Here is a 25,644-nt window from a genome sequence, read left to right as displayed (position 1 = left end):
GATGCGTGTCATCGGCCTGATGTCCGGCACCTCCTACGACGGCATCGAAGCCGCCGCCGCCGAGTTCGACCTCAGCGGCGACACCCTGCGGATGCGGCCACTGGGCCGGCTCAGCCACCCGTACCCCGACGAGCTGCGCAACCGGATCGCCGCCGCCCTGCCGCCCGCGCCCACCACCACCGAGGCCATCACGGTGTTGGACACCGGCATCGGCCAGGCCTTCGCCCAGGCCGGCGCACGGGCACTCGCGGAGCTGTGCGACGGCGACGCCGACCTGGTCGTCTCGCACGGGCAGACCATGCACCACTGGGTCGACGGCGGTGTGGTCCGGGGCACCCTGCAACTGGGTCAGCCGGCCTGGATCGCGGAGGCCACCGGCCTCCCGGTCGTGGCCGACCTGCGCACCCGCGACGTCGCCGCGGGCGGCCAGGGCGCTCCCCTGGTCGCCCTCTTCGACACGCTGCTGCTGCGGGGCCTCCCCGGCGTCCCCGCCGCGCTGAACCTGGGCGGCATCGCCAACATCACAGTCGTCGCGCCGGACGCGGACCCGCTCGCGTACGACACCGGCCCGGCCAACGCGCTCCTCGACGCCGCCGCGCGGCACTTCAGCGGCGGCACCGAGGAGTACGACCGGGACGGGCGCGGGGCGGCGGCCGGCCAGGTGGACCAGGTCCTGCTGCGGCGGCTGCTCGACGAGCCGTACTACCGGCAGCCCGGCCCGAAGAGCACCGGCAAGGAGCTGTTCCACCTGCCGTACCTGCTCGCCGCCCTCGCCGACGCGCCCACGCCGGAGCCGAACGACGTGCTGGCCACGCTTACCCGGCTGACGGCGGTCACGGTGGCCGCCGCCTGCCGCGACCACGGCGTCACCCGACTCGTCGTCTCCGGCGGCGGCGCGCACAACCCGACGCTGCTGCGCATGATCGCCGAGGAGCTGCCGGGCGTCGACCTGTCGTCCAGCGACGACCTGGGTGTCGCGTCGGACGCCAAGGAGGCGCTGGCCTTCGCCCTGCTGGGCTACCTGAGCGTGCACGGGCTGCCGGGCACCCTGCCCTCGGGCACCGGCGCCCGGCACGCCTCGGTGCTCGGCAGCATCACCCCCGGTCGCCGGCCGCTGCGGCTGCCGACACCTGTCGACACCGCTCCGGACCGGTTGCTGATCGCCGCCGACTGACCACCCTCCCGGGAGGACCCGCCATGAGCACCGTCGTACCCGCGCCGACCACGGCCGGCGTCCGCGCCCGCGAGGTCGCCGACCTGCTGCGCTCGCGCCTCGACGATCCGAGCCGGGCCAGCGGCGAGCTGCCCCGCAGGCTGGCGGCGGCGCACGACGCCTCGCCGTATCTGTTCGAGCCACAGGCCGTGGTGCGCGCCGCCTCGGCGGCCGAGGTGGGGGCGCTGATGGCGGGCGCCCGGGAGGCCGGCGTCCCGCTGACCCTGCGCGGCGGCGGCACCAGCCTCGCCGGGCAGGCCGGCGGCGCGGGCGTGCTCGTCGACGTGCGCACCGACTGGCGGCACGCCGAGGTGCTCGACGACGGCCGTCGCATCCGGCTTCAGCCCGGCCTGACGATCCGGCAGGCCAACGCGCGGCTGGCCCGCTACCGACGCCGGCTCGGCCCGGACCCGGCCAGCGAGGCCGCCTGCACGGTCGGCGGCATGGTGGCCAACAACTCCAGCGGGATGACCTGCGGCACCACCGACAACGCGTACCGCACCATGGAGTCGCTGCGCTTCGTGCTGCCGTCCGGCACCGTCGTCGACTCCGGCGCGCGCGACGCCGACGACCGGCTGCGGGCCGACGAGCCGGAGCTGCACGCCGGGCTGCTGCGGCTGCGCGACCGGGTGCGCTCCACACCGGGGTCGCGCGCCACGATCGAGCGGCTGTTCGCCATGAAGAACACCATGGGGTACGGGCTGAACTCCCTGCTCGACCACGACAGCCCGGCCGACATGCTCGCCCACCTGATGATCGGCAGCGAGGGCACTCTCGGCTTCGTGGCCGAGGCCGTCTTCCGGACCGTCGAGATCCATCAGCACGCCGCCACCGGTCTGCTGATCCTGCCCGGCCTCGGCGCCGCCACCGACGCGCTGCCCGCCCTGCTCGCCGCCGGTGCGCGTACCGCCGAACTGCTCGACGCCGCCGCGCTGCGGGTCAGCCAGCGCGACCCGGATGCCAGCGCGGCCCTGCGCGGCCTGACAGTCGCCGGGCACGCCGCGCTGCTCGTGGAGTTCACCGAGGACAGCGGGGAACGGCTGGCCGCGACGCTCGCCGACGCCCGCGGTGTGCTCGACCGGCTGCCCGCCGTCACCGGCACCGAGCTGACCCGCGACCCGCGCGAACGGGCCAAGCTCTGGCACCTGCGCAAGGGCCTCTACACGGCTGTCGCCGGGGCCCGCACGCCCGGCACCACGGCCCTGCTGGAGGACATCGCGGTGCCGATGCCGCGCCTGACCGGCACCTGTGACGGGCTGATCCGCCTGTTCGACAGGCACGGCTACTCCGACGCGGTGATCTTCGGACACGCCCGCGACGGCAACCTGCACTTCATGCTGACCCAGCCCTTCGACACACCTGCCGAGATCGACCGCTACGCCCGCTTCACCGACGACATGGTCGACCTCGTGCTCGGCGAGGGGGGCACCCTCAAGGCGGAGCACGGCACCGGCCGGGCCATGGCACCCTTCGTCCGCCGCCAGTACGGCGACGAACTGTACGACGTGATGCGTGACCTCAAACGGCTGTGCGACCCGAGTGGCCTGCTCAACCCGGGCGTGCTGCTCAACGACGACCCCACCGTGCACCTTCGGCAGCTCAAGGCCGTCCCGACCGTCGACCCCGAGCTGGACGCCTGCGTCGAGTGCGGTTACTGCGAGCCGGTCTGCCCCACCGCCGACGTGACCACCACGCCCCGGCAGCGCATCGTCCTGCAACGACAGATCGCCCTCGCCACCGCCGCCGGCGACGAGGAGCGCCGCCGGGAGCTGACCGACGACTACGCGTACGCCGCGGTGGACAGTTGCGCCGCGGACAGCCTCTGCGTCACCGCCTGCCCGGTCGGCATCGACACCGGCGCGGCGATGAAGCGGCTGCGCGCCGAACGGCACAGCCCGCGCGCCCAGCGCACCGCCCGCGGTGTCGCCCGGCACTGGAAGGGCGCCGTCACCGGCGTCCGGGTCGGGCTGACCGCCGCACACGCCGTGCCGGCACCGCTGACCCGGGCCGCCACCGGGGTGCTCCGCGGGCTCGGCGGCACCGAACTCGTACCCCGGTGGAGCGACGACATGCCGCGCGCCGGTGCCCCCCGACCCCGACCCCGCAACGCGCCGGACGCCCAGGCGGTGTTCTTCGCGGCCTGCGTCGGCAGCCTCTTCGCGCCGGACGACGGCCCGTCCGGCGGCGCGGCGGCGGCGTTCCTGCGCCTGTGCGAGCTGGCCGGCGTGCCGGTCGCCGTGCCGGCCGGCACGGCGGGCCTGTGCTGCGGCACACCGTGGCAGTCCAAGGGCTACCCCGCCGGTCACCGCGAGATGGCCGAGCGGACCCTGGCCGCGCTGTGGGAGGCCAGCGACGAGGGCCGTCTGCCCGTCGTGTGCGACGCGTCGTCCTGCACGCACGGGCTGACCCAGCTGACCGCCGCGCTGGCCGAGGAGGACCGGGCACGGTACGACACCCTGCGCTTCGTCGACAGCGTGACCTTCACCGCCGCGCACCTCCTGCCGGCGCTGCCGGAGCCCCGGCGGTTGGGCTCGTTGGCCCTGCACCCCACCTGCTCCACGGTGCGCCTGGGCGGCAGCGACGACCTGCGCACGGTGGCCCAGGCGGTCGCCGACACGGTGACCGTGCCGGACAGTTGGGGGTGCTGCGCCTTCGCCGGTGACCGGGGGATGCTGCATCCCGAGGTCACCGCCGGCGCCACCGCCGCCCAGGCCGCCGAGGTCAACGCGCGCGACCACGACGCGTACGCCTCCTGCAACCGCACCTGCGAGATGGGCATGAGCCGGGCGACCGGGCGGCCGTACCGGCACGTGCTCCAGGTCCTCGTCGAGGCGGTCGAACCGCCGGTGTAGCCGCCCGGGCGGTCCGTCAGCGGAGCAGGCCCTGACCGCGGTACCACGCCACCGCGCTGGCCAGGCCCTCCGGCAGGCGGTACGCGGGGGTGAAGCCGAGGTCCGCCCGGGCCCGATCGGTGGCGCACGTCCACGCCAACTGCCGGATCTCGTGCGCGCGGTCCCGGTTCATCGTCAGTGCCGGGCCGCGCCGGACCGGGCTCAGGTCGCACAGCCAGCCGGTCGCGTGCACGAGCGGGCCCGGCACCGGGATGAGACGCGGGCGGGGGCGACCGATCGCGGTGGCGAGTTCGCGGCAGAAGTCGCTCCAGCCGTACACCTGGCCGTCGCTGATGAGGTACACGCCTGCGGCACCGCCGCCCGGGGGCAGCGTCTCGCCCCGGACGACGGCCGCGATCAGGGCGGCGCACAGGTCGTCCACGTGGACGAAGGAGTACTCGCGTTCCGGGCGGGTGGGGCGCAGTTGGGTGCCCAGGCGGGCCATCGGCAGGAAGGACGGCAGGAAGTCGTGGTCGCCCGGGCCGTACACGATGGTGGGGCGCAGGACCACTGTGGGCACACCGGCGGCGCGGGCGATCTGCTCGGCGGCGAGCTTGCTGCGGCCGTACTCGGAGACCGGCGCGGCAGGCGTGACCTCGTCGCGGGGCTGGCCGGGGCGCGACGGCCCGGCGGCGGCCAGGGACGAGCACAGCACCAGCCGAGGGGTCGGGTCGGCGGTGGCCACGGCGGCGACCAGCCGGCCGGTGGACTCGGTGTTTCCGCGCCAGAAGGCACCCGGACGGCGGGCCTTCACCTGGCCGGCCAGGTGCACGACGGTGTCGACGCCGGCGACGGCCGCCGGCACGCCCGCACCGGTGTCGAGGTCGGCTACCGCGTAGCGCAGCCCGGGGACGTCGGCCAGAACCGTGCGGTCCGAGGTGGGGCGGACCATCGCGACGACGGTGCACCCCAGGCTCGCCAGCCGTCGCACGAGCCGGGCGCCGATGAAACCGGTCGCCCCGGTGACCAGGATCCGGCGCGATTCGAGGCCGGGCCAGGGGTGCCGCTCGGTGCTCGTCATCGCCGCTCGGCGCGTTGCAGGGCGCGTGCCAGCGGTGCCGGGAGCGCGCCCGGTGCGGGGGTGGCCGCCGCGTCGCGGAACACCTCCAGCAGCAGGTGGGTGGTGAGGACGGCCATGCTTGCCCACTCGGCGACCGTGCCCTCCCAGGTGCGTCCGGCCCCGCGCAGTGCCGCCTGGTGCAGCGCGGTCACCTGCGCCGGGTCGAAGAGCCCGTTGGCGCGTACGGCCGCCGGCCCGAGGTACGTCGCCGCGAGTTCCTCGCCCGGACCGGTCAGATACCACGGCGTGATGGGCGTGAAGAACGGTTTCTTCCGGCGGCGTCGGATCGGTGCCGGGACCACGTCACGCAGGGCCTGCTTGAGGATGTGCTTTTCGCTGGTGCCGCGCATGAGCACCCGAGGATCCAGCCGTGCCGACAGGTCCAGCAGCGCCCGGTCCAGGAACGGCACGCGTACCTCGACGCCGTTGGCCATGGAGAGCCGGTCGCTGAGCACGAGGACCCAACTGGGCAGGCGGGTCTGGTACTCGTAGTGCAACGAGCGGTGCAGCGCCGTGTGCGTCGGCGGGGCCGGCAGCGGCGACGGGGCGAGAGCGCCGCTGGAGGGGCGCAGCAGCGCGGGCGCGACCGCGTCCATCGCCGACCACAGGTAGAACCAGGCGGGTGCGCCACCGCCGAAACGCTCCGCGGTGGCCGCGAGGCGCGCCGGCACGGCGAGCAGGTGGGCCGCCGCGCCGGCCGGGGCACCGTTGTGGGCCAGCACCCGGCCAAGGATCAGCCGGCGCAGTGGATCCAGGCCGGTCCGGGTCAGCCGGCCGAGCCGCTGCTCCAGTCGTTGGAGGACGTACCAGGAGTAGCCGCCGAGCAGTTCGTCGGCGCCGTCGCCGGTGAGCGCGACCTTGGCGCCCCGTTCGGCGGCGATCCGGGTCACCTCCAGAAACGGGGTGGCGACGCCGAACCACTGCGGTGACTCCAGGTGCCACAGTGTCTTCGCCAGGTGCTCGCACGCCTCGGCACCGCCGAACTCGATCTCGACGTTGTCGACAGCCAGTGCCCTCGCGGCGAGCCGGGAGTATCGGCCCTCGTCGAGGTCCGAGCCGGGCAGTCGGATGCTGGCGGTCCGTACCGGTGTGCCGAGGACGGCCGAGATCGTCGCGACGACGGCCGTGCTGTCCAGGCCACCGCTGAGGGTCGCGCCGAAGCCGACCTCGTCCGGCAGCCGTTTGCGGACCGCCTCGACGAACGCCGCCCGGAACTCGTCGACGGCCGCCCGCCCGCCCAGTAGGTCGCGCGGGTCACCGACCAGCGGGGTGAAGTACCGGCGCAGGACCACCCCCCGCTCGTCGGCCACCAGCAGGTGCCCGGGCGGCAGGTCGTGGACGTCGGCCCAGAAGGTGCCCGGCGCGGTCGGCTGGCCGTAGCCGAAGACGTCACGCAGCCCCTGCGGGTCGACGCGCGCCGCGCACAGCCCGGACGCGAACAGGGCCTTCACCTCGCTGGCGAACTGAAGCCGACCGCCTTCCACGTGGTAGTACAAGGGTTTGACCCCCACCGGGTCCCGGGCGAGCGTGAGACGACGAAGGCGGGCGTCCCACAACGCGATGGCGAAGTCCCCGTCGAGGTGGTCGACGAAGGCGAGGCCGTGCTCCTCGTAGAGGTGCGCGATCACCGCGCCGTCGCTGCCGCTGGTGAACGTGTGGCCACGCTCGACGAGCCAAGCCCGCAGTGCTCGGTGGTTGTAGATCTCGCCGTTGAAGATGACCTGGATGTCCCCGCGCTCGTCGCTCAGTGGTTGCTGCCCACCTGTCACGTCGACGATCGCGAGTCGCCGGTACGCCAGCCCGATCCCCGGGCCCACGAAGTAGCCCTCGCCGTCGGGGCCGCGATGCGCCAGCGAATGCGCCATCCGGGCCAGCCGGTGCGGCTCGACAGCCGCGTCGAAATCGAGGATGCCCGCGACACCACACATACGCGCCCCCTTCAGATGCGGTACAGCGCGGCGCCGACCTCCATGCCGGTGCTCGCGCCGACGACCACCACCAGTTCGCCTGGCGACACGCCGCCGCCGGCGGCCACGGCGCGCAGGCCGATCGGCAGGGCCGAGGTGAACAGGTCGGCACCGTCCGACGCGGGCGGCAGCGTCGCCAGCCGTGGACCGAGCACCGGCCAGGTGTCGCGCAGCCGGCGTTCGACAGGCGGTGGCAGCCAGGGCGGTACGACCGCGCGGATCGCGTCGGGTCGCACCCGCAGGCGGTCCAGCAGCTCCGCGACGACCACGGGCAGGTGTGCGGCGTACGCCGCGGCGGGCTCGGTGCGGTCGGTGGCGCGGATGAAGCTGTGCCCGCCGTCCTGCATCACCCAGGCGCCCCGGTCCGGGGCGGGCGTCGCGACGGAGCGGCTGTGGAAACCCAGGAAGCCGCTGGCCCGGTCGGGATCGAGGCGCAGCAGCACCGCGGAGCCGCACCTGGCCACCGCCGGCCCGGCGGCACCGGGTTCGCGCTGCTCGACCTCGGAGGCGACCACGACGGCGGTGTCGGCCCTGCCGGCCCGGATGAGTTCGGAGGCGATCCGGCAGCCGTCGAGCATGCCGAGCGCGCCGTTGGTGGCGTCGAAGGCGAGGATCTCGCCGGTGGCGGCGGTGCTGCCGTCGAATCCCAGCTCGCCCGCGGCGATCGCCGCGATCGCCGGTTCGGCGATCATGCCGGTGCGGTACACGCCCACGTGGATGAGCAGGTCGACGCCGGAGGCGCGGACGCCCGCCCGGCGCAGGCAGTCGTCGGTGGCGGCGCCGATGAGCTGAAGCGTCGTCGCACCGGCTCCGGGGTCGGCTCCGGCTCCGGGGTCGGCTCCGGCTCCGGGGTCGGCTCCGGCTCCGGGGTCGGCTGTGGTGTCGGCGAGGCCGATCGCGACGGCGCGCACCGGGTGCCGCCACGGTGCCGGGTGCCGGCGCGGGGGCGCGGTACGCGGTGACCGGGCCCCCCGGGCGAGCCGGTCGGGCAGCCCGTCCAGCCGGTACGCGGCGGTGCCGACGTTGACTCCGGACGCGGCGACCTCGAACAGCACCCGGTCGCCGGTCCGAATCCGCCCGTCGAGGCTCGCGTCGCGCAGCGCGACGGTGTGCGTCGTCGTCGCGGTGTTGCCGCGCCTCGGCAGGTTGTTGATGACGTCCCGCTCGTCCAGGACCACGCCGCCGAAGACCTTGTTCGTGCGGCGGACGGCGGCCTGGATCGCCAGCGTCGACGTCTGGTGCGGGATGAACCTGTCGAAGTCCGTCGGCGACAGGCCCATCGCGGCGAGGGTCTGCTGGGTGTGCGCCACCATCTCCCGGATGCCGGCGGCCGCCAGACCCATCATGTCGGTCTTCATGATCACGCCGCCGTGCGGCCGGTCGGTCGGCCCGGCCACGCAGAGGGTGTGGTAGCGGCCGACGGTACGGATGCCGATGTGGTCGAAGCCCTCCGACCCGTTGTCGGCCCGGGTCAGCAGGACCGCCGCCCCGGCATCACCGAGCGTCAGGCAGGCGATGCGGGCGTCGAGCTCGTCGGTGATCTCCAGCTGGGCGGTACGCATGAGATGGGAGATGTACTCCCCGCTGACGATCAGCGCCGAACCGATCTCGCCAGCGCGGATGAGCGCGTCGGCGATGTAGATGCCGGTGAACTGGCCGGCGCACGCGTTCGTCACGTCGAACGCCCACGCCCGTTCGCAGCCGAGCCGGTGGCGCAGGTGGGTGGCCGCCGACGGCTCGTAGGTCGACCGCTGCGGGCCGTCGACCCGCGAGATGCTCGCATTGATCAGCAGGTCGACGTCGCCGAGCCCGATGGACGAGCGGGAGACGCAGTCCTCGGCGGCCCGGGTGGCCAGGTCGAGGGCGTACTCGACGTCGCCGGCCACGCGCCGCGACACGATGCCGGTGGTCTGCTCCAGCGGCAGTGCCAGCCGGCTCCGGCAGCCGTCGAGCACCTCGCGGGTGGTCATGACCCGGTCGGGCAGCGCGACGCCGATGCTGTCGATGACGCTGCCGGCTCCCGCCGGGGCGGCCTGGATGTTCACCCTCGACCACCTTGTCTCGGTCGGACGCTGCGATTGCTTCAGTTGGAGTTGACGGTGGCGCCTTCGTCGTCGACGGAGGCGAGCACCAGCGCGGCGTTGTGCCCGCCGAAACCGAACGAGTTCGTCAGGATGGGGCCGGGACGGCCGGCGCGTGGGGCGTCGGCGACGACGTCGATGGGGATGTCGGACCCGCGGGTGCGCAGGTTGGCCGTCGGCGGGATCTCGCCGTGCCGCAGAGCGAGCAGTGACGCGACGACCTCGACCGCGCCGGCGGCGCCGATCAGGTGACCCAGCGAGCCCTTCGCCGAGGTGGTCGGTGGTGCGGCGCCCCCGAACACGGTGTGGATGGCCTGTGCCTCGGCGGCGTCGTTGAGCATCGTCGACGTGCCGTGCGCGTTGATGTGGCCGACGTCGGCCGGGTCGACGCCCGCGTCGCGCAGCGCCAGGCGCATGCAGTGCACGGCGCCGCGCCCCTCCGGGTGCGGCATGGTGGAGTGGTACGCGTCGCTGTTGAACCCGTAGCCGGCGACCTCACCGTGGATGCGGGCGCCTCGGGCCAGCGCCCGGTCGAGGCGCTCCAACAGCACGAAGGCCGCGCCCTCGGCGAGCACGAAGCCGTCCCGGGCGCCGTCGAACGGACGGGAGGCGGTCTCGGGCTCGGCGTTTCGCGTGCTGAGCGCGTGCATCCGGGCGAAACCGGCGACGACGATGGGGTTGACCGCCGCCTCCGCGCCGCCGGCCAGGACGACGTCGGCGCTGCCGTCCCGGATGAGCCGGACGCCCTCGCCGATCGCGTTCGCACCGGCCGTGCAGGCGGTCGAGATGCAGAAGTTCGGGCCGCGCCAGCGGAGTTGCCGGGCGATGAGCGACGCCGCCGCGTTCGGCATGATCATCGGGATCGCCCAGGGGCTGATCCGGTCCGGACCGTTCTCCACGAACGCGCGGACCTGCCGGTAGAAGCTGTCCGATCCACCCATGCCGGTGCCGACCACGACCGCGCACCGGTCCGGGTCGAACTGCCTGGTGTCGGCGTCGGTGTACGCGTCCATCGCCGCCGCGTAGGCGAGTTGGCTGACGCGATCGGTCTGCCGGACCATCTTCGGACTGAGATGGGCGGCCGGATCGAAACCCTGGATCTCACCGGCGAAGCGGGTCGTCAACCTGGAGGCGTCGAAGCTGCGGATCGGACCGATGACGGAACGTCCGGACCGCAACACCGACCACAGTGCGTCGGAGGTGTCACCAGCCGGCGTCCTGGCGCTCAGCCCGGTGACGGCAACCCGGTGCCGGGCTGGGCCGTCGCCCGCCATCAGGCCGGCGTCTTCCGCTCGGCCTCCCCCACCACCCCGGCGCCCTCGGCGACGTCACCAGCACCACCGTCGAGCACCATGTCGAGCGCCTGCCCGACAGTGTTGATCTCGCGCAGCCCGTCCTGCGGAAGCCGGATCCCGAGCCGGTCCTCCAGCGCCATCAACAGCTCCACCAGATCGAGACTCTCCGCGTCGAGATCCTTGCGAAAGTCGGCGTCCTCGGTCACCGCCTCCGGCTCGACCATCAGCACCTCGACCGCGACCTCACGTAAAACCGCAAAAGCCTGCAGTCTGTCCATGTGCCCTCCAACAATCACCCGAGGTATTCGGTGCCGAATTGGGCTTCACCTGCAAGAGTTGAGGCAGGCTAGCACGCAGGACTGTTGGCCAGTAAGGTCGATTTGGGCGTCCGTCATGGATCCGACTCGGATCTGTCACCGCCAATAGGACGCGCCCATTCCTATCGCGTCGACAACCGATCATGAACGGTGCCGCAAACGCCTGTCGCGGGCACCGCACACGCCGGACAGCCCCGCGTCGTGTCGCGGGGCTGCGGACCAGCAGACGTGCGGCACCCGGTCAACCGCGACAGCGGTCGACGACGTGCCCATCGGGATCGGACGTCAGCCGCCCACACCCCGGACCGCCTCGATGATCGTCTCGGTGACCTCGCTCGGCCGGGCCACCACCATGGCGTGCGAACCGCCGGCGACCTCACGTTGGCCCCGCGGTTGGGCCCGCTCGGCCATGAACCGGTGCGCGGCGACCGGGATGTTGTGGTCGGCGTCCCCGAACACGAACCAACTGGGCAGCGATCGCCAGGCCGGGTCACCGGTGAGCCCGTCACCCAGAGCCTTCTCGGTGATCGGCCGCTGAGTCCGGGCCATCTGCGCGGCGACGTCGGCCGACACGTCCGCGACGAACTGCTTGTGGAAGACGTCCTGGCCGATCGCGACCTCGTTACCGCCTGTCGACAGCGGGTACTTCACGAGCGTGTCGGCGAGCGTGCTGCCGGGGAACTTCCCGGACAGCGACACCCCCGACTCGCCGGTGTCCGGGGCGAAGGCGTTGACGTACACGAGGGCCCGCACCAGTGGTTCGTCGGCGGCGGCCTGCGTGATCACCATGCCGCCGTAGGAGTGTCCGACGAGGATGACCGGGCCGCCGATCCCGTGGACCACGTCCCGCACGTACGCGGCGTCGCCGGCGACCTCCCGCAGCGGGTTGGCGGCGGCCACCACGTCGTACGCGGCGCCCAGCCGCTCGATCACGCCGTTCCAGCTCCCCGACTCGGCGAACGCCCCGTGCACGAGAACGATTGTGGGCTGCGGATCAGACATAACACGCACTCCCTTACTCCGTGACACTCTGTTCCAGCCATTCGGCCGCGCCGGTGCGCCTGAATACCCGTGACGCGAGGCCGAAACATCGGGAGCCGCCGCCCTCACTCGTCCGCGGGTTGCTCCTTCGTCAGGTGCAACAGCCAGCCCTCGCCGGTGCGGATGAGCGCGTACCGGCGTCGGCCCGTGCGGCCGTGCAGCGTGAACAACATGCGGCGCTCGGTGCGGTCGTGCTCCTCCCACGTGCCGATGTCGGCGATCGACTTGTCCGCGTCCTGGTACGTGAGGTGATCGAGGTGGTGGTCCGGCACGGCGATCGCGAGCCGATTGTCACGGGGACTGTCCGGCAGGCCACGGGGCACCGCCCAGGAACGCAGCACACCAGCCTCCTCCAGCCGCAGGTCGAAGTGCGGTCGCGGCTTGCGGTGGTGGTGCAGCACGAAGGCGGGTGGCACGCCGACTATTGTCGCCGCCCGCCAGCGCTCCCGGTGCCGGACCTGACCTGCCCGGTGACGGCGGTGGCCATCCGGCGTACCGCCTCGGTGATCAGCTTCGGTGCGGTGGCCAGGTTCAACCGGACATGCCCGTCGCCGCCGGTGCCGAAGGCCGGACCCGGGTTGAGCGCCACCCGGCCGCGGTCGAGGAACACCGCGGCGGGGTCGTCGCCGAGGCCGAGGGCGCGGCAGTCGAGCCAGGCGAGGTACGTGGCCTGACCGGGCTGGTAACGGATGGCCGGCAGGTGCTCGCCGAGCAGCGCGGCGAGGAGCCGGCGGTTGTCGTCCAGGCCGGCCAGCAGGGCGTCGAGCCACTCGCCGCCGTCGCGGAAGGCGGCGGAGCCGAACCAATCACAGTGGCGGCCAGGCGTTGGTCAGCAACTGCCGGAAGTGCGCCGGGAACCACTCGCCGATCGGCGGGGAGGCCGGCATCGCCCCGGTGGCGTACGGGGAGCTGCGCGGCGCGAGGTAGTTCGGGTCGCACAGCGGCTCGTACGGCAGGCCCGGGGTCGGGCTGCCGGCGGTGCCGTCGGACTCGCCGGGCGGCTTGACCCACGCGTAGGCGTCGATGCCCGGCTCCGGTTCGGCGGCGGGGCGCTTACCGAGGCCGGAGCCCACCTGGTTGCACCAGTTGCCGACGAAGGCCCGCCGGTCGATCCGGCTACCGTCGACGTACCGGTTCACGTCGCCCGCGGTCGCCGGCCGGGTGGGACGGCCAGGGCCGCCCCAGCCGTTGCGGGAGGTGTCGACAACGACACCCACCTGCGGGGAGAAGCCCACCTCGGTCAGCAGGGCACGCATGTGCCGCGCGTAGGGCACCTCGTCGACGAACGGGTTCCAGTCGACCCACCTCGACTGGTACACCGGCTGACCGTTGATGACGTCGTCGGCGCGGAAGTACTCCTCGCGCAGGACGGAGTAGTTGGCGGTGTTGGCGACGAAGCCGTGCACGTTGGCCACCGTGCTGCCGGCGGCGGTCGCGGCTTGCAGCAGCAGCGCCGTCAGCGGAACGGAGTCCTCCGACCAGCCGACTTCGCCGTGGTGACTGATGTCCAGGTACGGGTAGACGTTGGGGACGGTGCCGAGCCGGGCCAGGGCGTACCCGATGCCCTGCTGGTAGGTGCCGCGTGCCAGCACCTCGTCGCAGGCCGGGGTGGCGGTGTACCGGCTGCCGGTGTTGACGACGAGGTTGGGCAGCGAGTTCGGCTCGACGAAAACGACGATGCGCAGGTCGGCATAGCGGGGAGCGGCGAGGATCTCGACGATCGGATCGACGAACTCGGCCTCGTACCGGGCGGTGTCGTCGATCGACAGCTCCCCCTGTGGGGCCCGCCGGCCGCAGTCGCGGGCCGGCAGGTTGTAGAGGGTCACCTGGACGAGGTCGGCCCGCTGCACCAGGGCGGCGTCCAGATGCTCGCGCAGACCCAGCTCCCCGCCGGTGCCCGCGATCCGGGCGATCCGGTCCAGCCAGACGGCCGTCGGCTGGCCGGCGACCGCGGCACCGCCGGGCTCGGCGGCGGCGCGGGCGGCCCACTCGGGATTGACGTAGACCCGGGCGCCGACGTAGGGGTTGTCCACCCTTGGCGGCGGATCGGTGGCGTGGGCCGGACCGGTGTTGGCGAGCACCCCCACCACCAGGACGGACACGGCGGCGAGGACTGAGCGGACCGGTGGCATGGTCACGGTGGTGCCTCCCTCGGATCTGACCCGGGCGTCGGGCGTGCACCCCCGCCCACAGATTCATCCATTTCGATCGATTATCGCACCCGTCGCGTCCCAGCGCATGAAATCCTAGTTGACACATAGGAATTGTGGGTTAGCGTCGTATCCATGACCAGCCAGCACACCCTGCTTCGGGGCACCGCCATCGCGGTGTCGCGGGGATGTTGCCGTGGCTGGACCGCCGCCTGCGGCTGCTGCCGCTGAGCGAGCGTTACCCGCTTCTCCCATCCGCGGCGCCGCCGGCTCGACGACGACCGGCAGCCGTTCCCTCCACCCGATCAACGGATGCGCGCCGAGCCGGTCACCTGGCTCCTGTCGCGTCACCCAGCGGTGCCCGCTGGTGGCCACGCAATCGTGCTCGCCGAGCCGCCGATCGGCAGTCCCGGCGACGGCGCCGCCCCGACCCCGTGGGGTGCTGCCCCCGTCCGGTAACCAGCCTCGAAGGAGTCGTACGTGACATCACCATCCCTCCTGGGTCGACGGGCCTTCCTGTCCGCCACCCTCGGCGCGGTCACGCTGGGCCTGACCGCCTGCGCCGGCGACGAGACACCTCCCGTGGCCCTGGCCGCCGGCGAGCCACTGCCGGAGGCCGTGCCGAAGGGCACCACGCTCGTCGTCGGGGACAAGGAGCACCAGAAGGCGATCGAGTTCTCCGGGGAAGCGGACAAGCTGTCCTTCACCGTGGAGTGGGCGAACATCAGCGGCGGCCCACAGACCCTGGAGGCTTTCCGCGCGAAGGCGGTGGATCTCGGCTCGGTGGCGGACATCCCCCCGATCCACTCGCACTGGACCGGCATCCCCACGAGGATCGTCGCCTCGAAGTACCGCCAGGACCCGCTCAACCACGCCATCTACCGCCTCGGCATCGCACCCGGCGTCACCGTCGCCACCCTCGCCGACCTCCGTGGGAAGAAGATCGCGTACAGCCCCGGGCAGGCGCAGGGAGCGCTGATCCTGCGGGTACTCCACAAGGCCGGCCTCAGCAAGAAGGACGTCAAGCTGGTCGAGCTGCCGAGCACGGGGGACGTCTACGGGACAGCGCTCGCCAGCCGCCAGGTCGAGGTGGCGCCGATCGGCGGCGTGCAGATCAAACGCTACGAGAGCAAGTACGGCCGCGACGGCGCGACACTGATCTCGCACGGACTGCGGGACGACCCCGGTCACCTGTACGCGCCAGTCACCGTGCTCGGCGATCCGGCCAAGGCGGCGGCGATCCGCGAGTACGTGCAGGCGTGGGCGCGGGCCTGGCGGTGGCGCGAGGCCAACCCGGACGAGTGGATCGAGCGGTACTACGTCAAGGACCAGGGCCTGACCACCGACGACGGCAGGTGGCTGGTCGAGAACGGCGGCGTGGCCGACATCCCGTCCAGTTGGACGGAGGCCATCGGCCGGCACCAGGAGACCATCGATCTGCTGGCCAAGGAGACGGGCAACAAGCCCCTCAGGGCCGAGGACCTGTACGACCGGCGGTACGAAGCCGTGGGCGCGCGGGCGCTGACCGCGGGAGGCGCCAAGTGAGCGTCTCGGCACTGACCCGGCCCCGACCGGCCGCCACAGTTCCCGCCAGGCGTCCACGCCGCCGGCTGAAGCCGGGTCGCCCCATCCCCTTCGGGTCGGCGATCGGTCCGTTCCTGCTCCTGGCGGTGTGGGCGGCCGGTTCGGCGGGCGGCTGGATCGACCCGCGTACCCTGTCGGCGCCCTGGACCGTGGTGACGACGGCGGGTGACCTCATCGCGGACGGCCGACTTCAGGACAACCTGGCCGTCTCGGCCCAACGGGCCGGCCTGGGCCTCGCCATCGGCACCGTCGTCGGCATCGTGCTGGCCCTGCTCGCGGGCCTGAGCCGGTGGGGTGAGGCCATCCTCGACGGACCGATCCAGATCAAGCGGGCCATCCCCGCCCTCGCGTTGATCCCGCTGCTCGTCCTCTGGTTCGGCATCGGCGAGCAGATGAAGGTCATCACCATCACGCTCGGCGTGTTCGTCCCCGTCTACATCCACACCCACAACGGGCTGCGCACCATCGACAGCCGCTACGTCGAGCTGGGCGAGTCGCTGCGCCTGCGGCGGACGGCCTTCATCCGCCGGATCGTGCTGCCCGGAGCGCTGCCCGGCTTCCTGCTCGGCATGCGGTTCGCGGTGGTCGGGGCATGGCTGTCCCTGGTGGTCGTCGAGCAGATCAACTCGACGAGCGGCATCGGCTACATGATGGAGCTGGCCCGGGAGTACGGCCAGACCGACGTGATCATCGTCGGGCTCGTGCTGTACGGACTACTCGGGCTGCTGTCCGACGGTGCCGTCCGGCTTGCGCAGAGGAGGGCACTGTCGTGGCGACGCACCATGGTGGACTGACCGCCACCCGTACCGTCCGGGTCCAGGGACTGGTCCGTGGCTTCCGGGATCGGGCCGTTCTGGACGGGCTCGACCTGGAGTTCGGCGCGGGCGAGTTCGTCGCGCTCCTGGGCCGCAGCGGCTCGGGCAAGAGCACCCTGCTGCGTGCGCTCGCCGGTCTGGACGGCGACGCCACCGGCTCCGGCCTGGTCGACGTGCCGGAGAACTCCTCGGTCGTCTTCCAGGACGCCCGGCTGCTGCCCTGGCAGCGGGTGCTGGACAACGTCGTCCTCGGGCTGCGCGGGCCGGACGCCTACCCGCGCGGCCGCGCGGCACTCGCCGAGGTCGGCCTGGCCGGGCGGGAGCGGGCCTGGCCGAACGAGCTGTCCGGTGGCGAGCAGCAACGGGTGGCGCTGGCCCGGGCACTGGTGTCCGAGCCGGAGCTGCTGCTCGCCGACGAGCCGTTCGGCGCGCTGGACGCGCTGACCCGCCTGCGCATGCACGGCCTGCTGCGTGAGCTGTGCGCCCGGCACCGGCCCACGGTCCTGCTCGTCACCCACGACGTCGACGAGGCCATCACCCTGGCCGACCGGGTCCTGCTGCTCGACGCGGGCCGGATCGCGGTCGACCTCGCCATCGACCTGCCGGCGCCACGCTCGTACCGGCAGCCGCAATTCCTCGCGTACCGCGAAACCCTGCTGCGCGCACTCGGCGTCGAGCAGACGGAAGGATGACCATGCTGCACCTCAACGCGTTCCTGATGGGCGTCGGCCACCACGAGGCCGCCTGGCGACTGCCGGAGAGCGACCCGTTCGCGCAGACCGACGTCGAGCACTTCACGCGCCTGGCGCGCATCGCCGAACGGGGCAAGCTCGACTCGCTCTTCCTCGCCGACAGCCCGGTGCTCTGGAACAGCATCGGCCGGCGGCCGGCGGGCACGCTCGAACCGACGGTACTGCTCACCGCACTGGCCGGCGCGACCCGGCACATCGGGCTCATCGCGACCGCCTCGACGACGTACAACGAGCCGTTCAACCTGGCCCGCCGGTTCGCGTCGCTGGACCACGTCAGCGGCGGCCGGGCCGGGTGGAACATCGTCACCACGGCCGGTGTGGACGCGGCCCGCAACTTCAACCTGGAGGAGCTGCCCGCCCACCGGGACCGGTACGAGCGGGCCGCCGAGTTCGTCGAGGTCTCACTGAAGCTCTGGGACAGCTGGGACGACGAGGCGCCACTCGGCGACAAGGACGCCGGCCGGTGGGGCGACGACAGCCTGCTCTACCCGCCCCGCCACGTCGGGCGGCACTTCCGGGTCGCCGGCGCGCTCAACGTCCCGCGCTCACCGCAGGGATACCCGCTGCTGGTGCAGGCCGGGTCGTCCGAGGACGGCAAGGAGTTGGCCGCCCGGTACACCGAGGCCGTCTTCACCGCGCAGCAGACGCTCGCCGAGGCGCAGGAGTTCTACCGCGACCTCAAGCGGCGTGCCGCGCAGGTCGGCCGCGACCCGGACGCCGTCAAGATCCTGCCCGGCATCGTGCCGGCGGTCGCCCCGACCGAGGCGGAGGCCCGCGCGCTGGAGGAGGAGCTGGATCGGTTGATCAAACCGGAGTACGCGCGCGCCCAGCTCGCCACCACGCTGCGGGTCGCCCCGGAAGACCTCGACCTGGACAAGGAACTGCCCGCCGACCTGCCCGGCGAGGACGAGATCCAGGGCGCCAAGAGCAGGTACACGCTCATCGTCACCCTGGCCCGGCGGGAACGCCTGACCGTACGCCAGCTCATCGGCCGGCTCGGCGGCGGACGCGGGCACCGCACCTTCGCCGGCACGCCGGAGCAGGTCGCCGATGCCATCGAGGAGTGGTACCGCAGCGGCGCCGCCGACGGCTTCAACATCATGCCGCCGGTGCTGCCGTCCGGGCTGGAGACGTTCGTCGACCACGTCGTGCCGATCCTCCAGCGCCGAGGGCTGTTCCGCACCGAGTACACCGGGACCACCCTGCGCGACCACTACGGGCTGCCCCGCCCGGTCAACCAGTCCGCACGGCGGCTCGCCGCCGTTTCCCACTGACCACCAGGAGAGGACCAACCATGGTCGACCAACGGCCCTTCGGGCGCACCGGCGTACGAATCAGCTCGCTGACGCTTGGCGCGATGAACTTCGGCGAACGGGGCAACCCCGACCACGAGGACGGCATCCGGATCATCCACCGGGCGCTCGACGCGGGCATCAACGCCATCGACACCGCCGACGTCTACTCGCACGGCGAGTCGGAGGAGATCGTCGGCAAGGCTCTCGCCGGTGGGCGCCGCGACGAGGTCTTCCTCGCCACCAAATTCCACGGCCAGGTGGGCGACAACCCGCAGCACCGGGGCAACTCCCGCCGCTGGATCTTCCGGGCCGTGGAAAACAGCCTGCGCCGGCTCGGCACCGACTGGATCGACCTGTACCAGGTGCACCGGCCGGAGCCGGACACCGACATCGACGAGACCCTGGGCGCGCTCACCGACCTGGTCCGCCAGGGCAAGATCCGCTACATCGGCACCTCCACGTTCGAGCCGTCGGCCATCGTGGAGGGTCAGTGGGTCGCGCAGCGGCGCGGCCGGGAACGGGTGGTCAGCGAGCAGCCTCCGTACTCGATCCTGGCCCGCGGGATCGAACGCGAGGTGCTGCCGGTGGCGCAGCGCTACGGGCTGGCGGTGCTCCCGTGGAGCCCACTGGCCGGCGGTTGGCTCTCCGGGCGCTACCACGGCGGGCTCGACACGCCGATCTCCCGCCGGGCCGACCGGTTGCCCGCTCGGTTCGACCCGTCGTGGCCGGCCAACGCCGCCAAGCTCGCCGTCGTCGACGAGCTGGCCGCCCTCGCCGACGAGGCCGGGTTGTCCCTGATCCACCTGGCCATCGCGTTCGTCCTGGAACACCCGGCCGTCACGTCGGCGATCATCGGCCCACGCACGATGACCCACCTGGAGTCACAGCTCGGCGCCGCCAAGGTGACCCTGTCCCGCGACGTACTGGACCGCATCGATGCCATCGTCGCGCCGGGCACCACGCTGAACCCCGCCGACGCCGGATACCAACCGCCGTCGCTGAGCGACCCGGCACACCGGCGTCGCGGCGGGAGGAACGGCTGATGAGTGCGGAGTTCCTCTGGTACATCCCCAACCAGGTCGAGCCGGGCCACCGCGGCGACGACGTCGTCGGGCAGCACAACAGTCTCGACACCCTCACCGGCCACGCCCAGGCCCTCGAACGGCACGGGTGGTCCGGTGCCCTCATCGGCACCGGCTGGGGACGCCCCGACACCTTCACGGTCGCCGCCGCGCTCGCCGCCCGTACGACGACATTCCAGCCGCTGATCGCGATCCGGCCCGGCTACTGGCGTCCGGCCAACTTCGCCTCGGCCGCCGCGACGCTGGACCACCTCACCCGGGGGCGGGTGCTCGTCAACATCGTGTCGGGCAAGGACAATCTGGCCGCGTACGGCGACACCGACGGCGACCAGGCCGCCCGCTACGCCCGGACCAGGGAGTTCATCCAGCTCGTGCGCCGGTTGTGGACCGAGGACGCCGTCACCTACCGTGGTGAACACTTCGGCGTCACCGACTCCACCCTGGCGCTCCGACCGGTCGTCAGTGGTGGTCGTACGCACCCGCGCCTGTACTTCGGTGGCGCCTCGGCCGCCGCCGAGGAGGTGGCCGCCACCGAGGCCGACGTCCAGCTCTTCTGGGGCGAGCCACTCGACGGCGTGGCCGAGCGGGTCGAGCGACTGCGGCGGCTCAGCGAGAAGCTGGGGCGCGAGCACGCCCCACTGGAGTTCGGGTTGCGGGTCACCACCCTGGTCCGGGACACCACCGAGCAGGCGTGGGCCGACGCCGAGGCGAAGGTCGCCCGGCTGGCGAATCGCACCGGCGGTATCGAGCGCAACCCGCACTGGCAGGCCGCCGTCGGCCAGCGGCGGTTGCTCGACCTCGCCGCGCGCGGCGACGTGCTCGACGACAACCTCTACACCGCACCCGGCAGGTACGGCGGAGGCGGGGCCGGCGCCACCTGGTTGGTGGGCTCGGCCGAGGACGTGGCGCGGTCACTGCGCAGGTACGAGAGTCTCGGCATCACACACTTCGTGCTCTCCGACACGCCCTACCTACCGGAGATCAAACGCCAGGGTACGCAGCTCCTGCCGCTGCTCCGCGAAGGAGCCGCGCGCCGCACCAGCACGCGCGACCGGAGCGCGGTGCCGACGGCCAGCTAGCGCCTGAGGTAGGCGGCCAGGCCGCCGAGCTCTTCGCTGGCGATGAACACCGACCGTACGTTGAGGATGGCCTCCTCGACGTGGGCGGAGCAGCCCCACGCCGCGTCGCCCCACGAATCGGCGATCTTGATCTCGGCCGGAGCGGTGCACTCCGGTGTGCCGCCCAGCTCGCAGTGTTCCGGGTGCGGCATGGCGGCCTGCGCGGCGGCGGCGGCGCGCATCCGGGCGGCGAGTTCCGCGGCGGCACTCGCGCGCTGCTCGGCCTCGGCGCGCAGCTCCCGTTCCACGCGTACCACCCTGGCCAGTTCGTCATGGGCTGACCTGGCCCGCTCCTCGGCGGCCCGGCGTGCCTGCTCGCTGTGGTGACACTCGATGGCCAGGGCGGCGGTGCCGGCGAAGACCCGGGCGAGGGCGAGGTCGGAGTCCTGCGGGGCACGCGGAATGCGGTGGTACATGGCGAAGGTGCCCAGGAGGCCGCCGTCGCGGGCCAGGATCGGGGTGGACCAACAGGCCGACACGCCGGCCTGATCGGCCAGGTGCCGGAAGTCGTCCCAGAACGGGTCGGTGCCGATGTCGGTGACGATCACCGGTTGCCGCCGGTGGGCGGCGGTGCCACAGGACCCGACGCCTTCGCCGGTGGCGATCCCGTCGATGGCCTCGTTGTAGAAGTCGGGGAGGCTGGGTGCGGCGCCGTGGCGCAGGTGCCGACCGTCGGGATCGGCAAGGAGAACGGAGACGAGCACCTCCTGCGGTGCCAGATTCTCGATGCAGCGGGCCATCCCGTCGAGCACCTCGGCCAGGGGCGCCTGGCGGGCGATCTGCTCCAACAGGGCGCGGTGTTCGGCCATCAGCCGTTGAGCCTGCTTGACCTGGGTGGTCTCCACGCCGAGCACCCGGATCCCGCAGACCTGACCGGCGGCGTCCCGGCGCGGCTCGTAGGTGAAGTCGAAGTATGCCTCCCGCGCCTGCGGGCCGGTCCCCAAGACGACCCGGGCGTCGCCGCCGGTGTACGGCTCACCCGTGCGGTAGACCTGGTCCAGCAGGGCGATGAAGCCCTGACCGGCCAACTCGGGCATCAGGTCCACGAGGGCGACCCCGGTGCGGGCCCGTTCTTCGCCGATGGTGGCGAAGAACGCCGGATTCGCCGCCTCCACCAGATGCTCCGGGCCGGTCAGCGAGGCGAAGACCGCGGTGGACTGCCCGAACAACTCCCGCAGATCCTCCTCCGCCGCTGCCTGCCCGACGCCCGCCGAAGCCGCGGCCGAGGACAGCTGGCCTGGTACCGCCGTCACGTCGTGGTCCGCCTCTCGTCTGCGGTTACGGGGATGACTCCATGGTGCATCGGTGCTCATCGTGCGCGACGAGGCGGCTGAGGCCGCCGGTGCAGCGTACCGGCGGGACGGACCGACGGCGAACGCACGCGGCTTCAGGATCACCGGCGGCCTGGCGCGGGCAGCCGGAGGCGTCACCCGGACGGATCCGGTGCGTTCCTCGGACCGGTCCGCGCCGACCGGCGACCATAGGAGACGGTCGCCCCCACCAGCAACACGGCCCCCAGGAAGAAGTAGGTGTTGATTGCGAGGCCGGCCCAGAACTCGCCCGTGGAGATGTCGTCGGTTCCGGCGAAGCCGCCGCGACGGACACCGGTGACCATCAGCAGGTTCTCGGCCATCCCGGGAACACCCCGAATCACGAGCAGGACGCTGCCACACAGCAGCGGCGGCAGCAGTAACCACCGGGGAAGATGTCGAGCCCCGGGACGGACGGTGGCGAGGACGACGGCCGCCCCGACGGCGGACACCGAGATGAGCACCACGTTGAAGATCACGTAGGCCCGCGTACTCCAGGGGCCGTCGCCTGTCGGATCGTCGCCCGGAAAGAACACCAGGAGCACGTGGGACACCACGAAGAAGGTCAACCACGCGAGGGCGCCGTACGCCCAACGCGGACCGTGGAAGGTGGGCATACCAGCACCATCGTCACGCCGGCATGATGACGCCTCCCTCCTTCGGGGGGTCGCCCTCCCACCACGGAGCGAGACGCGGGCTGTCAACGCGCTCAGCTCGGCCCCGGGGCCGGGAGACGCGGCGAGGAGGCCCCGGCCGACCGCCGTGTACATGAGCAGATGCGAATACGTGATTGCATCGCTACTATGGGTCAGCTATCCCGACGGAAGGGAGTCGTGCCGCGTGCGAAGTCCCGTCAACGGAACCGCACCGACGTCTACGCCGGGCCGATCCGCGCCGCCGGCCACCGGCCGACTGCGCAGGCTCGCCCGGTGGTTGGTGCTGTTCGTTGCTGCGGTCGGGGCCGGTTTCCTCCTGGCCGCCCTGTTCGACGGGCCGGCCTCCGCCGACGGGATGCGCAGCGGTGCCGGTGACGACCCCCATGCGCGGATCGCCGGCCTGGTCGAGCCGGTTACGCGACTCACGGTCGCACGGTTCCCCGCCACTGACCGCCAGCGCGCCACCGGTGCCGACGCCCGCCGCGACGGGCACCCCGACGCCCCGCTGGCAGGGACCATCGCTGCCGTCGTCGCCCCTCGCGACACGACCTCGTCAACGCGGCCTCGACAGTCGAGTGGCGCGGCACCGGCGTCGGTGCCGCCGCCCCGGGTCGACCCGTCCGGCGCGGGGAGGTGCGAACGACTCCGGGCCGTTTCCCCAGCTCGCGTGAATCATCGGCCAACTCGCCCGGCCCACCCGTCGCGACCGGCCGCTGATCCACCACGACGGGCGGCCGGGGCCGCGCCCGCCTCACCCGCGGTGCACGGGCCGGCCGACCCACCCGCGACGGACCTGATCACCGCCCCGCCGACCACCGCCCCACCGCGGCCCGTCGTCGACATCGCGCACGCCACACTGCCGCACGTCACGGGCATCGTGAACGCCACACTGCCGCATGTCGTCGACATCGCGACCGCCACGCTGACGCCCGTTGTCGAGATCGTGCCGATCCGGCCGGTCGTCCTGGCGCTCCTCGGTTTCACCGACGCCGTTCTGGCACCCGTTGTCGACGCGGTGGTCGTTCCGGCGGCACCTCCACCGCCCGCTCGCCGGGCACCCGGGCCGCCCGCCGCGACGGTGGCCGACCCGACACCCGCGCCGACCGTACCGACGCCACCAGCGCCACCAGCGGACCCGGTGGGATCAGCGGATTTGGCGGAACCGGCGGAACCGGCGGAACCGGCGTTGGTGCCGGTACCCGTCACGGCGGCGCTGACCCCCGTCGTGCCGCCGCGGGTGTCCGTCGTCGGGTGCACGCGCGCGACGGCCTCGACCAGGCACCTCGCCGCGCGGCCGGGTCCGGTGCTGGCGGAGGCCGACCTACCGGGCCGACCGGTCGCGCCCGTCGATCAGGATGCCGACGGTGTCGACGATGGATCGACGCCCGGGCCGGGGCTGCTCTGGACTGTCGATCGGCAGTCGCACCCCGGTGTCGCGCAGCCCTGCGAACTCCTGCCGCTTTTCGTCGAGGGCCGCACCCCGTCCGCGATCGCCCGGCCGGGCTGAGGCGGGTCGACCGACCCGGGTGGCTGGCACACGCGGCCAGCTCCATCCGGCCCGGTCAACAGGTCCCCGCGCCCGTCCGCCGTGACGGTGCCACGGGTCGATACCTATCCCGTCCATCGCGCACGAGCGCCCGACCAACCCGTGGATGTTCCGGGACCGGTGGCCGTCGTGACGCGTACCTAAGATCGGAGAGACGTGGTGATCCACGTTGTCGTCGCCGAAGACATGGGTTTGCTGCGTGGTGCGCTCTGCGCCGCGCTGTCACGTGAGGAGGACATGGAGGTGGTCGCCGACGTCGACGGTGTCGGCGAGTTGTTGACTGTGGTCCGGCGATGTCGACCCCAGGTGGTGGTGTTGGCGCTGACACCCGAGTTGCCCGACCCGGTGGAGGTGGTCGCCCGGATCAACGCGGAGACGCCGCACGCGGCCGTGCTGGCGATGAGCCCTCGGTGGAGCCCGGCCCTGGTGGAGGCGGCACTGGCGGCCGGTGCACGCGGCCTGGTCGGCAAGGACAGCTCCCTGGCGGAGTTGGTACGGGCGATCCGCGCGCTCGCGGCCGGGGAACGGGCCATCGACCCGGCCGCGGCGGTAGCGGTGCTGAGCCCTCCGAAGATCCCGTTGACACCTCGGGAGATGGACGTGTTGCGGATGGCCGCCGAGGGTCTGCCCCTGAAGGAGATCGCCGTCCGCCTCTACCTGGCGCACGGTACGGTGCGCAACCATCTGTCGGTGATCCTACGGAAGACCGGAGCCCGCAACCGCCTGGAGGCGGTGTGGCGCGCACGGCGTAACGGCTGGTTGTAGCCGTGGAGGGCGGGTCCGGCAGAAACGTCCGGGCCCGCCCCCGTCGCCGTGCGGACCCACCCGGGTCGTGTTTGAATGTTGACGTTGTGTGACGTCATCGGAGTGCGGGAAGGTTCATGGTGATCCGTACCCTGCTCGCCCTAGACGGCGCCCTGGTGTTGGGCGCGCTGTCGTTCGTCCTCGCCGCCGAGGAGGACATCCGTGTCGTGGCGGAGGTCGATCGCGGCGACGCGGTCTCCGCGGCTGTCCGCGCCCAACGACCCGACGTGGTGGTGGCGGACCTCGACTTCGTCGAGGACGTCGATCCGAGTCGCCTCGACCCGTGCCCCGTCCTGGTGCTGGCCCACCCACATCGGGCCCAGCGGCTGCGCGGCATGCTCCGTCCGACCAGGACTGTCGGCATCCTGCGCAGCGACGCCGCCCCCCAACGCGTCATCGACGGGATCCGCCGGCTCGCCCGGCGGGAGCCCGTGCTCGACGCGGATCTCGTCGTCGCGGCACTGCGCTCGGACGGCCCACTGACCACCCGGGAGACGGAGGTGTTGAGGCTGACCGCGGCGGGGGCGCCGGTCGCGGAGGTGGCGGCGTCGCTCGGGCTCAGCCGGGGCACCGTCCGCAACCATCTCGGTCGGATCGCCCGCAAGGTGGGCGCGCGTACCCGGGTGGAGGCCGTGCGGTTGGCCGGCGAGGCCGGCTGGATCTGACC

Annotated in this window: 21 protein-coding genes and 1 pseudogene; 11 read left to right on the top strand and 11 right to left on the bottom strand. The window is 72.7% G+C overall.

Annotated elements, in window-relative coordinates; translation table 11 throughout:
* Window position 1 precedes the first annotated feature (1 nt).
* Both ACGFIW_RS25155 and ACGFIW_RS25150 read left to right on the top strand, forming a co-directional pair.
* A complete protein-coding gene (locus ACGFIW_RS25155; RefSeq protein WP_393320266.1) occupies window positions 2–1,174 on the top strand; it encodes an anhydro-N-acetylmuramic acid kinase in 1,173 nt (390 codons plus the stop codon).
* Between the two features lie 23 nt (window positions 1,175–1,197).
* Window positions 1,198–4,065, top strand: a complete 2,868-nt coding sequence (locus ACGFIW_RS25150; protein ID WP_393320263.1) for an FAD-binding and (Fe-S)-binding domain-containing protein — start codon at window positions 1,198–1,200, stop codon at window positions 4,063–4,065.
* A 16-nt stretch (window positions 4,066–4,081) separates the two neighbouring features.
* On the opposite strand, the gene ACGFIW_RS25145 is transcribed toward ACGFIW_RS25150, so the two are convergent.
* The 9 genes and pseudogenes from ACGFIW_RS25145 to ACGFIW_RS25105 all read right to left on the bottom strand — a co-directional run bounded on the left by ACGFIW_RS25145 (window position 4,082) and on the right by ACGFIW_RS25105 (window position 13,997).
* Window positions 4,082–5,125 (bottom strand): NAD-dependent epimerase/dehydratase family protein, encoded by a 1,044-nt coding sequence (locus tag ACGFIW_RS25145; RefSeq protein WP_393320260.1) that lies wholly within the window; start codon window positions 5,123–5,125, stop codon window positions 4,082–4,084.
* The gene (gene asnB / locus ACGFIW_RS25140; RefSeq protein WP_393320257.1) at window positions 5,122–7,092 is read right to left on the bottom strand and encodes an asparagine synthase (glutamine-hydrolyzing); all 1,971 of its coding nucleotides are present in this window, start codon (window positions 7,090–7,092) and stop codon (window positions 5,122–5,124) included. The genes ACGFIW_RS25145 and asnB overlap by 4 nt, the downstream gene beginning before the upstream one ends.
* 11 nt (window positions 7,093–7,103) lie before the next feature.
* A complete protein-coding gene (locus ACGFIW_RS25135) occupies window positions 7,104–9,176 on the bottom strand; it encodes a 3-oxoacyl-[acyl-carrier-protein] synthase III C-terminal domain-containing protein (protein ID WP_393320254.1) in 2,073 nt (690 codons plus the stop codon).
* A 38-nt stretch (window positions 9,177–9,214) separates the two neighbouring features.
* Window positions 9,215–10,486 (bottom strand): beta-ketoacyl-[acyl-carrier-protein] synthase family protein, encoded by a 1,272-nt coding sequence (locus ACGFIW_RS25130; RefSeq protein ID WP_393320251.1) that lies wholly within the window; start codon window positions 10,484–10,486, stop codon window positions 9,215–9,217.
* Entirely contained in the window at window positions 10,486–10,785 is a 300-nt protein-coding gene (locus ACGFIW_RS25125) for an acyl carrier protein (RefSeq protein WP_393320248.1), read from the bottom strand. The genes ACGFIW_RS25130 and ACGFIW_RS25125 overlap by 1 nt, the downstream gene beginning before the upstream one ends.
* 324 nt (window positions 10,786–11,109) lie before the next feature.
* Window positions 11,110–11,826, bottom strand: a complete 717-nt coding sequence (locus tag ACGFIW_RS25120; RefSeq protein WP_393320245.1) for an alpha/beta fold hydrolase — start codon at window positions 11,824–11,826, stop codon at window positions 11,110–11,112.
* Window positions 11,827–11,930: 104 nt separating this feature from the next.
* A complete protein-coding gene (locus ACGFIW_RS25115) occupies window positions 11,931–12,281 on the bottom strand; it encodes a DNA polymerase ligase N-terminal domain-containing protein (RefSeq protein ID WP_393320242.1) in 351 nt (116 codons plus the stop codon).
* Between the two features lie 5 nt (window positions 12,282–12,286).
* Window positions 12,287–12,661: pseudogene (locus ACGFIW_RS25110) on the bottom strand (hypothetical protein); the annotation flags it as partial.
* Window positions 12,662–12,671: 10 nt separating this feature from the next.
* Window positions 12,672–13,997 (bottom strand): glycoside hydrolase family 6 protein, encoded by a 1,326-nt coding sequence (locus tag ACGFIW_RS25105; protein WP_393320838.1) that lies wholly within the window; start codon window positions 13,995–13,997, stop codon window positions 12,672–12,674.
* A 498-nt stretch (window positions 13,998–14,495) separates the two neighbouring features.
* Between ACGFIW_RS25105 and ACGFIW_RS25100 the strand changes: the two genes are divergently transcribed.
* Genes ACGFIW_RS25100 through ACGFIW_RS25075 form a run of 6 tightly spaced genes read left to right on the top strand, consistent with a single transcriptional unit; the run spans window position 14,496 to window position 20,622 of the window.
* On the top strand, window positions 14,496–15,560 hold the full coding sequence (locus ACGFIW_RS25100) for an ABC transporter substrate-binding protein (RefSeq protein ID WP_393320240.1): 1,065 nt from the start codon (window positions 14,496–14,498) through the stop codon (window positions 15,558–15,560).
* The gene (locus tag ACGFIW_RS25095) at window positions 15,557–16,393 is read left to right on the top strand and encodes an ABC transporter permease (protein WP_393320237.1); all 837 of its coding nucleotides are present in this window, start codon (window positions 15,557–15,559) and stop codon (window positions 16,391–16,393) included. The genes ACGFIW_RS25100 and ACGFIW_RS25095 overlap by 4 nt, the downstream gene beginning before the upstream one ends.
* The gene (locus ACGFIW_RS25090) at window positions 16,369–17,106 is read left to right on the top strand and encodes an ABC transporter ATP-binding protein (RefSeq protein WP_393320234.1); all 738 of its coding nucleotides are present in this window, start codon (window positions 16,369–16,371) and stop codon (window positions 17,104–17,106) included. The genes ACGFIW_RS25095 and ACGFIW_RS25090 overlap by 25 nt, the downstream gene beginning before the upstream one ends.
* The gene (locus ACGFIW_RS25085) at window positions 17,103–18,440 is read left to right on the top strand and encodes an LLM class flavin-dependent oxidoreductase (RefSeq protein ID WP_393320231.1); all 1,338 of its coding nucleotides are present in this window, start codon (window positions 17,103–17,105) and stop codon (window positions 18,438–18,440) included. The genes ACGFIW_RS25090 and ACGFIW_RS25085 overlap by 4 nt, the downstream gene beginning before the upstream one ends.
* A gap of 20 nt (window positions 18,441–18,460) precedes the next feature.
* Window positions 18,461–19,504, top strand: coding sequence for an aldo/keto reductase (locus ACGFIW_RS25080; RefSeq protein WP_393320228.1), 1,044 nt, complete (start codon window positions 18,461–18,463; stop codon window positions 19,502–19,504).
* Window positions 19,504–20,622 (top strand): LLM class flavin-dependent oxidoreductase, encoded by a 1,119-nt coding sequence (locus ACGFIW_RS25075; RefSeq protein ID WP_393320225.1) that lies wholly within the window; start codon window positions 19,504–19,506, stop codon window positions 20,620–20,622. The genes ACGFIW_RS25080 and ACGFIW_RS25075 overlap by 1 nt, the downstream gene beginning before the upstream one ends.
* On the opposite strand, the gene ACGFIW_RS25070 is transcribed toward ACGFIW_RS25075, so the two are convergent.
* Window positions 20,619–21,914 (bottom strand): GAF domain-containing protein, encoded by a 1,296-nt coding sequence (locus ACGFIW_RS25070; protein ID WP_393320222.1) that lies wholly within the window; start codon window positions 21,912–21,914, stop codon window positions 20,619–20,621. The genes ACGFIW_RS25075 and ACGFIW_RS25070 overlap by 4 nt on opposite strands.
* 173 nt (window positions 21,915–22,087) lie before the next feature.
* Window positions 22,088–22,588 carry a hypothetical protein gene (locus ACGFIW_RS25065; protein ID WP_393320219.1) on the bottom strand — a complete coding sequence of 167 codons (501 nt, stop codon included), beginning with the start codon at window positions 22,586–22,588 and terminating at the stop codon, window positions 22,088–22,090.
* Between the two features lie 151 nt (window positions 22,589–22,739).
* Here ACGFIW_RS25065 and ACGFIW_RS25060 point away from each other — a divergent pair, with 151 nt between their 5' ends.
* The 3 genes from ACGFIW_RS25060 (at window position 22,740) to ACGFIW_RS25050 (ending at window position 25,642) form a co-directional block, all read left to right on the top strand.
* Window positions 22,740–24,134 carry a hypothetical protein gene (locus ACGFIW_RS25060; RefSeq protein ID WP_393320216.1) on the top strand — a complete coding sequence of 465 codons (1,395 nt, stop codon included), beginning with the start codon at window positions 22,740–22,742 and terminating at the stop codon, window positions 24,132–24,134.
* Window positions 24,135–24,329: 195 nt separating this feature from the next.
* Complete coding sequence (locus tag ACGFIW_RS25055) at window positions 24,330–24,938, top strand: response regulator transcription factor (protein WP_393320213.1); 609 nt, start codon at window positions 24,330–24,332, stop codon at window positions 24,936–24,938.
* Window positions 24,939–25,054: 116 nt separating this feature from the next.
* On the top strand, window positions 25,055–25,642 hold the full coding sequence (locus ACGFIW_RS25050) for a response regulator transcription factor (RefSeq protein ID WP_393320210.1): 588 nt from the start codon (window positions 25,055–25,057) through the stop codon (window positions 25,640–25,642).
* Window positions 25,643–25,644 lie beyond the last annotated feature (2 nt).

This window comes from Micromonospora sp. NPDC048935, assembly GCF_043197875.1.
Taxonomy (GTDB): domain Bacteria; phylum Actinomycetota; class Actinomycetes; order Mycobacteriales; family Micromonosporaceae; genus Micromonospora.
Note: the sequence above shows the minus strand (reverse complement) of the source record. Positions and strands in the feature narration are given on the sequence as shown.

What these genes read in the sequence shown, in the direction of transcription:
- ACGFIW_RS25105 (WP_393320838.1), bottom strand. Translation starts at nt 13,997, where the DNA reads ATGCCACCGGTCCGCTCAGTCCTCGCCGCCGTGTCCGTCCTGGTGGTG.
- ACGFIW_RS25065 (WP_393320219.1), bottom strand. Translation starts at nt 22,588, where the DNA reads ATGCCCACCTTCCACGGTCCGCGTTGGGCGTACGGCGCCCTCGCGTGG.
- ACGFIW_RS25130 (WP_393320251.1), bottom strand. Translation starts at nt 10,486, where the DNA reads ATGGCGGGCGACGGCCCAGCCCGGCACCGGGTTGCCGTCACCGGGCTG.
- asnB (WP_393320257.1), bottom strand. Translation starts at nt 7,092, where the DNA reads ATGTGTGGTGTCGCGGGCATCCTCGATTTCGACGCGGCTGTCGAGCCG.
- ACGFIW_RS25145 (WP_393320260.1), bottom strand. Translation starts at nt 5,125, where the DNA reads ATGACGAGCACCGAGCGGCACCCCTGGCCCGGCCTCGAATCGCGCCGG.
- ACGFIW_RS25075 (WP_393320225.1), top strand. Translation starts at nt 19,504, where the DNA reads ATGAGTGCGGAGTTCCTCTGGTACATCCCCAACCAGGTCGAGCCGGGC.
- ACGFIW_RS25080 (WP_393320228.1), top strand. Translation starts at nt 18,461, where the DNA reads ATGGTCGACCAACGGCCCTTCGGGCGCACCGGCGTACGAATCAGCTCG.
- ACGFIW_RS25125 (WP_393320248.1), bottom strand. Translation starts at nt 10,785, where the DNA reads ATGGACAGACTGCAGGCTTTTGCGGTTTTACGTGAGGTCGCGGTCGAG.
- ACGFIW_RS25120 (WP_393320245.1), bottom strand. Translation starts at nt 11,826, where the DNA reads ATGTCTGATCCGCAGCCCACAATCGTTCTCGTGCACGGGGCGTTCGCC.
- ACGFIW_RS25085 (WP_393320231.1), top strand. Translation starts at nt 17,103, where the DNA reads ATGACCATGCTGCACCTCAACGCGTTCCTGATGGGCGTCGGCCACCAC.
- ACGFIW_RS25060 (WP_393320216.1), top strand. Translation starts at nt 22,740, where the DNA reads ATGAGCAGATGCGAATACGTGATTGCATCGCTACTATGGGTCAGCTAT.
- ACGFIW_RS25155 (WP_393320266.1), top strand. Translation starts at nt 2, where the DNA reads ATGCGTGTCATCGGCCTGATGTCCGGCACCTCCTACGACGGCATCGAA.
- ACGFIW_RS25050 (WP_393320210.1), top strand. Translation starts at nt 25,055, where the DNA reads ATGGTGATCCGTACCCTGCTCGCCCTAGACGGCGCCCTGGTGTTGGGC.
- ACGFIW_RS25150 (WP_393320263.1), top strand. Translation starts at nt 1,198, where the DNA reads ATGAGCACCGTCGTACCCGCGCCGACCACGGCCGGCGTCCGCGCCCGC.